Below are 9,268 nucleotides of genomic sequence, written 5' to 3' on the forward strand. Positions count from 1 at the left end.
CTAGAATTTCTTGGAGAAGTTGCCGAAATTTGTCTGGGAAAAATAGAGGTAGGTGAAATTTTTCATTTTGACTAAGGTTTGATTTTTGAGTAGTCGATACTCCCAAATTATTTTTGGTCATTTTCCCAATTTCCAATTATTGTCTCGAAATGATCTAATACAATATTTGCTTCTACAGGTAAAAAACCAAGTTCGTGCCGAATTTTTGCCTTTAGTAATTGACTTTTTACAGCAAATTTTCCAGCAAATATAGGTTTTTGACTTGCTACTAAATGTGCTTCTTCAATCAAACATAAATCTTGGGAACGATATAATTTAGGTTCGGGTATTAAAGCAGCAGCATATTGACTTAATACTTCTGGATTTCTTTGGGCGGGTAGCCAATATTTTGCCTGGAGATTTTGCAGTAATTTTTCACTTTTCACGTCTTCCCAGTTATCTAATATATAGTCAAAAATATTGAGTAAAGATTCAGAGACAGAATCTACTCCAAAACGATTTGCTTTCTGAATCAAATTATCTATGGAATTTAATAAATCTGCCGCAGTCATAATTTTTTTCATGCCTAGTTCGGCAAAAAAGTTAAGCCATTCACCAGGTTTATCGGAGTAAAAATTCATATCTGGAATTGCAGTTTTATTTCCCATAATTTGAGGCACTATTTCAATTTCCGGACTATATATTGATTCTATGGAGCGTAATCTTCCGTCAGTACATCGTACTAAACTTGCCGATTTAATTTGCTGTTTAAATTTGTCAAAGTTTTGACTACTTGTTTCTAATTCTAATTCTGTTTGAACTTTACCGAAGTTATCTCGAATCCAAGTTAATACTATTAGTTGTTCTTCGTGAGCAAGAGTAGGATATTCCGGTAACAAACAGTCAGTAATTAATCGCGCTCTACTTAAAATTGGAACCCCAAGAAATTTAAAAAGTGGCAACCAGTCATACTCAGTTAAGCCTAATTTTAAAAGTCGGAAATTTTCGATAAATTCTGGTGGTTGATATCCTTCAGCAGGTAAATAAATATTTTCTTCATTGAGACTAACAATTTCATCGGTAACTGTTAGATATATTGGTAACTGACGTAGTTTTTCTTTTCTGGCAGGACTATATTTTTTATCCCCATTTAACCAGGTACTATCTGCCAAGTAATTTAGCAAAGTTGTATAGTGCTGTTCCTGATAAATTGGTAAACCTTGACTTTCGTAGATTGCATATAAACTGTCTAAAACATCTGGTGCTGTAACTTTCCAAATTAGTGTTTCTGGATGTCTATCAAAAAATTTGAAAATCGCCTCCTCAAGTTCTTTAGATGCTTCAATTAAGTTCACGCCAAAATATTTGATTGCTGCAATAATTTTTTCATCAATATTATCTCTACACAACAAAGGAGTTTCAACTAAACCACCTCGATAAAGATGATCATCATTGCCAGGAACTAATGGAATTTTATTCAATTCATCTACAGGTAAATTCTCTCTCGTAAAATAACGATAAACCAAAATTAACCACTTTTCATTAGGCAGATTTTCTCCCGTAGGTCGCCACTGAGTTGAATCAACAATATTAGTTAAATTTCTAGCAACTTCAGTGGTATTCATATATGAAACTCCTTCTTTTCTGTAGAGATTTATTCCTTGACATAAATCTGAATGTAAAAACCATTCTGGATAATCGGCAAATATTTCTCTTTGAATTTCCGAGGTAGGAATAAAGATAGGATTTATTGAACCATAACCAAATACTTGCAGAGAATTATTAGCCAAAATAGCTAATGGTAAACCTTGCAAATCTTGATAATTATCCTCCACACAATAACCAAGCATATCTATTACCCATTGCCGATGTTTCAGACTTGCTTTAGGAGCATTTTTTAATGGCAAACCTAAAGATTGATTCATCCTCAAATGATTTCTTAAATCTGCAGGTTTAAACTCAGGAATTCTACAACCTGCTTCCGCAAAAGCAGACAAAATTTTATCTGGTATTCGAGGTTCAGAAATATCAATTTCATCCGCGCTTAAAGGTGCAACTAATTTTCTGTGCCAACTCTTAGGAAGAATTTTTATTTGTGCCGGAGTTATCCATTTTTTTGTAGCGATCGCCTGTTTCCGACTTTCCTCTTTTGCCTCTAAATATTCCACACCAGACTGAATAACATTTCGCTGATATAAAAGCCTAATTACAAAAATATATAGTTCCTCCAGAGCTTTGCTAGTAGTAACTTTTATTGTCGGGAAAAAATCATAGAATTTTTGTGGTTGATACTTGCCAATATCTTCTACTAGAGTAGTAATTAAATTAGCATAAGCATGAGCAACAACATGACGCATAAGTAGATAATTCCAAACAGCTCTAGGACGATCTTTCCCTGTTTGCCCACTATCGCTACTTAAATTATCGCGAGAACTATTTAAGTTAAAAAAGCCATTAATATGAATCGGTAATTCCGACTCCAAAGGTAGAGGCAAAAAACAATATATTTTGCCCTTAACTTCCCTCACATTTCCATCACTACTACTACTAGAAATTCGGGCAGCAGCACCCGACCAAGGAATTACTTTTTCCTGACTTTCATACATAGCTTGAATGACTTTTTCCAACTCCCCTTCACCATCAGTCCGAATAATTCCTACTATTCTCCAAATAGAATTTATTGTTCTTTCTGCCATCACAGTTTCTATGTTGTGACGGTAAGAAATTTCAACTAAACCAGTCGGATTATTTTGACACTGTTGAACTAGAGAATTTACATCATCAGGAATAGCCGATAATAATTTATTTCTCGCAGCTTCCACCTCAGAAACATTTTGAGTAACAATGCTAAGAACTTCCAATTTTTCCCCATTACCATCCGCCAGAATTTCATAAACCCGAATTTCCACAATTGATTTGAGAAATAAAAGAATTTCCTCCCCAGACTTAACCAACTCCTCAATTAATTCTCTAACATTAGATTCCGTAAAAGCTTGTTTCCTAATCTCACTATTTTTTGCCTGTATTTCTGTTCTTAAAGGTAAACGAAATAAAGTTCCTTGAAAATCCTCAGTACCAAACAACAACCCACCCGCTTCATACACTTTCATAAAATCAGGATATTGCTCATACCATTTCTCAGCAGCAACATTCCATTCTCTCCCCGGCTCCTGTCGAGAAGTTCCCGGAATAGCAGCACCGTGAGGGTCAAAAAATATTAGACTTTGCCGAGAAATAAAACTAGGAAAATCCGTCACATGATAAATAGCATTAAAACCCACTCCGAAACGACCAGTTTTTTGTAAATCTTGGGATTTTTTACTTTGCCCTAAACTTTTAATACTCTCAAAATCTTGGTCTCGAAAAACTTGATTGTTGTAAACTAAAATTGCCGGCCCCATCAATTTTTCCATCCGATTGTCAGGCAAATTTTTAAATTGATGTATCCGCCAATCTAAAATAATTTCAACCTTTGTCGCTTTAGCATCATCAGCATTTTGAATCAACTCTTTGAGAATCCCGACACCCTCTGGATAATCTCGAATAATTCCCCTAAGACGAGCTATTAAAGGTTCAGATTGATAAAAAAATTTACCGCCGATTTTTTCTTGATTAGATACCATGATTTTTGTTAGTTTATCCAATTTATTGAAACCTTAATCTTAAGAATGAGGTCTTGGATTAGTATACCAATTATTAAAAATTTTCTCTCCTCCTAAATTTATTTATCTACAGAATGTGATGTCTGAATTTATTCTGATTTTTACTCTTTTCCTTTTTATAATAATTATCGAAAAGAATAATACGACAAGAAAAACCTCTAAATTTCTAACTATTCATCAGAAGTTTCTCTCCTCCTATAACTTCCTTATCTGTAGAATTTTTTTTCTGGATTTATACTTTGCTTTGCTCTCTTTTTTATTCTTTACCTAAAAAAAGTATTCCCACAACTCTAACGGAGATGTATAGTATTAAAAAGAGAAAATACTGCTAAACTCAAAGTCAAACAAATTTAAGATGAAACGGCGAAAATTTATACGTTATCTACAGACAACTTTATTAGCTGTAATGGGAACAGGTTTAACATCTAAATTTAACCACTCCCAGGCACAGACAGAAGAGTCTTTAACTATTACATGGTTAGGACATACTTGCTTTTTATTTGAAGGTGGAGGTAGCAAAGTATTAGTAAATCCTTTTCGCCAAATAGGTTGTACTGCTGGATATCGAGACCCCAAAGTAGACACAGATTTAATCTTAATTAGCAGTAGATTATTAGATGAAGGAGTAGTAGAAGGTTTTACAAGTAGTCCTCCACCAATGTTGTTATATGAATCTGGAGTTTATCAAGTTAATGGTAGACAAATTCAAGGAATTCGCACTGCTAAAGATAGAGAAGGTGGACGTAGATTCGGCACTAATGTCGCTTGGTTATGGGAACAGGCAGGAATTAAGATTTTGCATTTAGGGGGATTAGCTAGTCCTATTGGTATAGAAGAGCGGATTTTGATTGGCCGTCCAGATTTATTACTAATTCCTGTAGGTGGTGGGCCAAAAGCTTACACTCCTTTGGAAGCAAAACAGGTTTTGGAAGTGCTAAAACCCAGAATTGTAATTCCCACTCACTACAAAACTGAAGCTGCTGATGAAACTAGCTGTGAGATTGCTCCTTTAGAAGATTTTCTCAGTGTCATGGAAGGAAGTCCAGTCAGAATTGTAAATCAGGACAGTATTTCCATTGCTAAATCTGATTTACCCCAGGAAGGCTTATTAATAGAAGTTTTAAGTTATAGATTCGATCAGTTATCTCCGAATTCTCTGGGAAGTAATTAAAAATAGAAAATTAAATGTTAAGTATTTATATCTAGATTATCTTGCCATTTCTCAAAAATTTGCTAAGATATGTGAATTAGATTTACATCCTTTAATAAAAGTACAGAGAAATTAACTATGAATACCCAAAATAGTCTAACTATGGTGAAAAAAGCGATCGCTATCTTAGGATTAGTCGGTGTAAGTGCTAGCTTCGGTCTACCCGCAGTAGCAAACTTCTCTCAAAAATCTTCCACTCAGGGAGTGGTTAACCAACCTTTACAAATTGCTGATTCTAACTCTAAGGATATTGTCGCAACTGCAGCAGAAGCAGGTCAATTCGATACTTTAGCTACTGCGTTAAAAGCTGCTGGTTTAGTAGAAGTGCTTCAAGGAGAAGGTCCATTTACAGTATTTGCACCTACTGATGAAGCATTTGCAGCTTTACCAGAAGGAACAGTAGAAAAGTTATTGTTACCAGAAAACAAAGATAAACTGGTAAAAATTCTGACTTATCATGTAGTTCCTGGCAAGGTAATGTCTGGAGACTTAGAATCTGGAATGGTCAAGACTGTCCAAGGTAGTGAGGTAAAAGTCGATGTTTCTGATGCAGGTGTGAAGGTAAGTAATGCTAAAGTAGTTAAAGCAGATGTACCTGCAAGTAATGGTGTAATTCATGTAATTGATACAGTAATTATTCCTGAGTAATTAATTAGAGTTATGTAGTGTATCGTAAATATATTAATCTACCCCATTCAGAAGTCATAAATAGTTAGAGTGGGGTTTTTTATATATTTTTTTTTAGATATTTCTAGGAATTGAAAGACTGGTTTATGATGGCTATGAGAATTCAGGGCAATATACCCCATCTAAATCAAGTCTTATGCTTGTATCAAATAAACTAAAATAGCTTCCAATAGATGAAAAATCAATAATAAACTTCCAAAAGAATATAGTTAGAGGTCATGTCTTCTTAATTTTGAATTTTAACTCCTTTACGTCGCTAATCCGACCATATCTCCTACCTGAATCCTAATTTATAGCAAATTTTTTTCTAATTAGACATCTCTAGAAACTAAATTTTAGCTTAGTAATTACAAAGGTTTGAGATTAATTTTTGGAGAAGTCTATTGGTATAAGTATATTAACCAGTTGCCAAAAGAAGGTAAGATAGGAAAAATAAAAAAGCTGATAGCTGAATGCTAATTGCTAAAATATGAATTTAACTTTTTGCATTATTGTTAAAAATGAGGAAAAAAATTTGCCAAGATGTTTGGCAAGTGTGAAAAATGTAGTAGATGAAATGGTTGTTTTGGATACTGGTTCAACAGATAGAACACCAGAAATAGCTAAAGAATTTGGTGCAAAGGTACATTATTTTGAATGGTGTAATGATTTTGCAGCAGCAAGAAATGAATCTTTGAAATACGTTACGGGTGATTGGGTTTTAGTATTGGATGCTGATGAATATCTCTCACCAAAAATAGCTCCACATATTAGAGAAGCAATAAAGAGCGATCGCCACATTTTAATTAATTTAATTAGAGAGGAAATAGGGGCACAACAATCTCCCTATTCTTTAGTTTCTCGTCTATTTAGAAATCATCCAGAGATAAAATTTTCCCGACCTTATCATGCCATAGTTGATGATAGTATTTCTGAGATTTTAGCAAAAGAATCTGATTGGCAAATTGCTTCGTTGCCAGAAATAGCAGTTTTACATGAGGGTTATCAAAAGGGAGAAATAACTTCTAAAAATAAACTGGAAAGAGCAAAGGCAGCGATGGAAAGTTTTATCAGCAACCATCCTAATGATGCTTATGTTTGTAGTAAGTTGGGAGCTTTATATTTAGAAGTTGGTGAAAGAGAAAAAGGGATGGCATTGTTATTTCGAGGTTTGCAAGATTCAGAGGTAGATAAAACAGTTTTGTATGAGCTACATTATCACTTAGGAATTGCCTATCGGCAAAAGCAAGAAAAAGAAATGGCAAAACGTCATTATCAAATAGCAACAGAGTTAAATATTTTGCCTAAATTGAAATTAGGAGCATACAATAATTTAGGTAGTTTGCTTAAAGAAGAGGGAGATTTAGAGAAAGCAAAAACTAACTATGAAATTGCTTTACAGATAGACCCTAATTTTACAGTTGGTCATTATAACCGAGGAATGATATTGAAAGAAATGGGTTGGTTTACAGAAGCGATCGCTTCTTATGAAAAAGCAATTCAACTTGATGCTGACTATGCAGAAGCTTATCAAAATTTGGGAGTTGTATTGTTGAAGGTTGGTCAAGTACCAGAAAGTTTAGAAGTATTTGGAAAGGCAATTAGTTTGCATGAAAAATATAACCCTATTGAAGCAAGGCGACTTAGGCAAGTATTACAATCAATGGGTTTTATGTTGTAAAGTTCTAGTTGTAAAAGTTGAAATTTTTAAGTCACTTGAGAAACAGAAGTTTCTTTCCGAGGTGGGGTTGTTTGAGTTGTGGTAACTAGTTTTAACTCAAGAGGATCGGGATTTAACAATTTATCTTCACACAACTCAGTAGTCCGGAAAAACTTACGGACAATTTCAACGTCTGGCTCAACCTCAATCCAAAGACGCGCGCCCCCTGCCTGACTCCGATTTGGTGTATGAGGCCGATAAACAATTTTGCAATTTCCTTTAATTTCCGCCTCGTGACAACGGTCGTTACGATTTCCTTGCTTAATGGATATTGCGGGATGGGATGTACCATGGTCTCGGTTATAGTCAATTTCTTTTCGCAGAACATGAATAAAAGTATTGCCTGTACGTCTTCCTTTATTCCAAGTTCCCTCAGGACCTCGACGACCTGGAATTACTTCTGGCATACCTCGACTATTTAGAGGAATTTTCCACAAACGTTTTCCTCTACGAGCATCTTTGATGCGACCTTGGCCTAAAAGTACCCGTAATCTTCCAGTCGAAATATTCAACAAAAAAGCTGCTTCTGTTGTACCAACAGTTTCAATAGTTTCCATATTTTCCATATTTTCCATAACTATCAAAAGCAATAATGTTATTTCTACACAAAATATTGAGCTAAAGATAAAAAGTTATCTGATATTTTAAACTTTTGTCACAAATATAGAGACAAAAAACTATAACGCATGAGTTTTAGAAAATAGATTAACTATGTATTAATAGATTCAATAATAATTTTTCTGATGTTGTCTCAGTTATCCATTTGAAGATTACCTCCTGAAGTTGCTCGAAAACTAATAATTTCAGTCGTTGATTTTCTAATAAGACTTGACTAATTGATTTTATGGTTCAACCCAACCTTGAAAAGCTGCTACTAAAACATTAGCAACTGGATTATCGAGAGCTTCTTTGAATGCTTCTGTTCCTGCTGATTTTAATACTCCTATTACTCGTTGTTTTAATGTGGGGTTATTTTCATCGGAAACAGGTGCGAGTAAGGGTTGCTTTTCGGAAGTCTGTACTTTTGAGAGTAGCTTGAGAAAAGTCGGCATCGGTTAAGTCTGCTTCTCTAAAGCAAGTGCCACCTGTAGCAGCAAAGGCAATGGCTACATTAGGAATTAAGGCGTGTTTTTCATCACCTTTCATTGCTTGGTAAGCAACGTAAGCACTTAATAATGTTGTGACAACGGCGACGGCTCCGGCGAAGGCGAAAGCGAAGGCTCCGGCTGCGGCGACGGCGACCGCTGCGGCGACGGCGACGGCTACGGCTACGGCTACGGCTACGGCTACGGCGAGGGATCCAAAAGCTGCTATAATGCCCCGACTAATAACCGCTATCCAGAACAAAATAACTACAATCAAGCTTACCCAACCAGGAACTTGATTCTCTAAGCTAGACTTATCAAATATTAGTGATATGAAGTATCCAGTAAATGCACTAAAAAAACCTGATATCCCTGCCACAATAAATACAACGATAAGCAAAACCACTACCCAACGTCTTTGCAGGCCCCCCTTAGCTCCACAAAACTTAGTCTCCGTTAGATTTGCTCCCTGAAAATTAGTACCTCGAATATCCGTCCCACTAAAATCTACTCCAGACAAATCTTTTCCCTTAAAAGATAGACCCCTAAGACTCAGCCCTTGGAAATCTCGTCTACCTTTTTCATATTCCTGCAATATCTCACGCGCTCTCATCATTAGTATTTCTGGAAAATTGAGAATTTAGGGCTATTTGGGTGGATGTACGAAAATTGTCTCCTAGTCTAGCCTATACTTTTTTGAAACAAAAAAGTTTTTTTGCCACCCTTTAAGCACATCCTCAGTTTATCTAAAATCTAATAACTAAAACGTTTGAGTTAAAAATTTCATCAATCAAAATAGAGGTAGGCGATCGCGTAGCGGTGCGTAGCACTATCACCACCTTCTCACCTCATCTAACAACTCAGTTGACTAGATAACTAGATAACTGATAACTATTGCTTGCTAAAGGTCAAAAACATAGACTATCTTAGACAAATATATACAAAA

Annotated in this window: 7 protein-coding genes; 3 read left to right on the forward strand and 4 right to left on the reverse strand. The window is 35.2% G+C overall.

Features of this window, described 5'->3' with window-relative positions:
- Positions 1-107: 107 nt before the first annotated feature.
- A complete protein-coding gene (locus ACP6PL_RS26770) occupies positions 108-3,602 on the reverse strand; it encodes a sacsin N-terminal ATP-binding-like domain-containing protein (RefSeq protein WP_426548383.1) in 3,495 nt (1,164 codons plus the stop codon).
- 394 nt (positions 3,603-3,996) lie between these two features.
- Here ACP6PL_RS26770 and ACP6PL_RS26775 point away from each other — a divergent pair, with 394 nt between their 5' ends.
- The 3 genes from ACP6PL_RS26775 (at position 3,997) to ACP6PL_RS26785 (ending at position 7,198) form a co-directional block, all read left to right on the forward strand.
- The gene (locus tag ACP6PL_RS26775; protein WP_426548384.1) at positions 3,997-4,812 is read left to right on the forward strand and encodes an MBL fold metallo-hydrolase; all 816 of its coding nucleotides are present in this window, start codon (positions 3,997-3,999) and stop codon (positions 4,810-4,812) included.
- Between the two features lie 117 nt (positions 4,813-4,929).
- Complete coding sequence (locus tag ACP6PL_RS26780; protein WP_426548385.1) at positions 4,930-5,499, forward strand: fasciclin domain-containing protein; 570 nt, start codon at positions 4,930-4,932, stop codon at positions 5,497-5,499.
- A gap of 508 nt (positions 5,500-6,007) precedes the next feature.
- A complete protein-coding gene (locus ACP6PL_RS26785; protein WP_426548386.1) occupies positions 6,008-7,198 on the forward strand; it encodes a glycosyltransferase family 2 protein in 1,191 nt (396 codons plus the stop codon).
- A gap of 26 nt (positions 7,199-7,224) precedes the next feature.
- On the opposite strand, the gene ACP6PL_RS26790 is transcribed toward ACP6PL_RS26785, so the two are convergent.
- From ACP6PL_RS26790 to ACP6PL_RS26800, 3 genes are all read right to left on the reverse strand, one after another.
- Positions 7,225-7,794: a hypothetical protein gene (locus ACP6PL_RS26790; protein WP_426548387.1), complete on the reverse strand. Its 570-nt coding sequence runs from the start codon at positions 7,792-7,794 to the stop codon at positions 7,225-7,227.
- Between the two features lie 285 nt (positions 7,795-8,079).
- Positions 8,080-8,289: a hypothetical protein gene (locus ACP6PL_RS26795; RefSeq protein ID WP_426548388.1), complete on the reverse strand. Its 210-nt coding sequence runs from the start codon at positions 8,287-8,289 to the stop codon at positions 8,080-8,082.
- Positions 8,213-8,938 (reverse strand): pentapeptide repeat-containing protein, encoded by a 726-nt coding sequence (locus tag ACP6PL_RS26800; protein WP_426548389.1) that lies wholly within the window; start codon positions 8,936-8,938, stop codon positions 8,213-8,215. The genes ACP6PL_RS26795 and ACP6PL_RS26800 overlap by 77 nt, the downstream gene beginning before the upstream one ends.
- Positions 8,939-9,268: the final 330 nt, after the last annotated feature.

It is taken from the genome of Dapis purpurea BLCC-M126 (assembly GCF_050015975.1).
Classification (GTDB): domain Bacteria; phylum Cyanobacteriota; class Cyanobacteriia; order Cyanobacteriales; family Microcoleaceae; genus Trichodesmium.

What these genes read in the sequence shown, in the direction of transcription:
- ACP6PL_RS26770 (WP_426548383.1), bottom strand. Translation starts at nt 3,602, where the DNA reads ATGGTATCTAATCAAGAAAAAATCGGCGGTAAATTTTTTTATCAATCT.
- ACP6PL_RS26775 (WP_426548384.1), top strand. Translation starts at nt 3,997, where the DNA reads ATGAAACGGCGAAAATTTATACGTTATCTACAGACAACTTTATTAGCT.
- ACP6PL_RS26780 (WP_426548385.1), top strand. Translation starts at nt 4,930, where the DNA reads ATGAATACCCAAAATAGTCTAACTATGGTGAAAAAAGCGATCGCTATC.
- ACP6PL_RS26785 (WP_426548386.1), top strand. Translation starts at nt 6,008, where the DNA reads ATGAATTTAACTTTTTGCATTATTGTTAAAAATGAGGAAAAAAATTTG.
- ACP6PL_RS26790 (WP_426548387.1), bottom strand. Translation starts at nt 7,794, where the DNA reads ATGGAAACTATTGAAACTGTTGGTACAACAGAAGCAGCTTTTTTGTTG.
- ACP6PL_RS26795 (WP_426548388.1), bottom strand. Translation starts at nt 8,289, where the DNA reads ATGCCGACTTTTCTCAAGCTACTCTCAAAAGTACAGACTTCCGAAAAG.
- ACP6PL_RS26800 (WP_426548389.1), bottom strand. Translation starts at nt 8,938, where the DNA reads ATGATGAGAGCGCGTGAGATATTGCAGGAATATGAAAAAGGTAGACGA.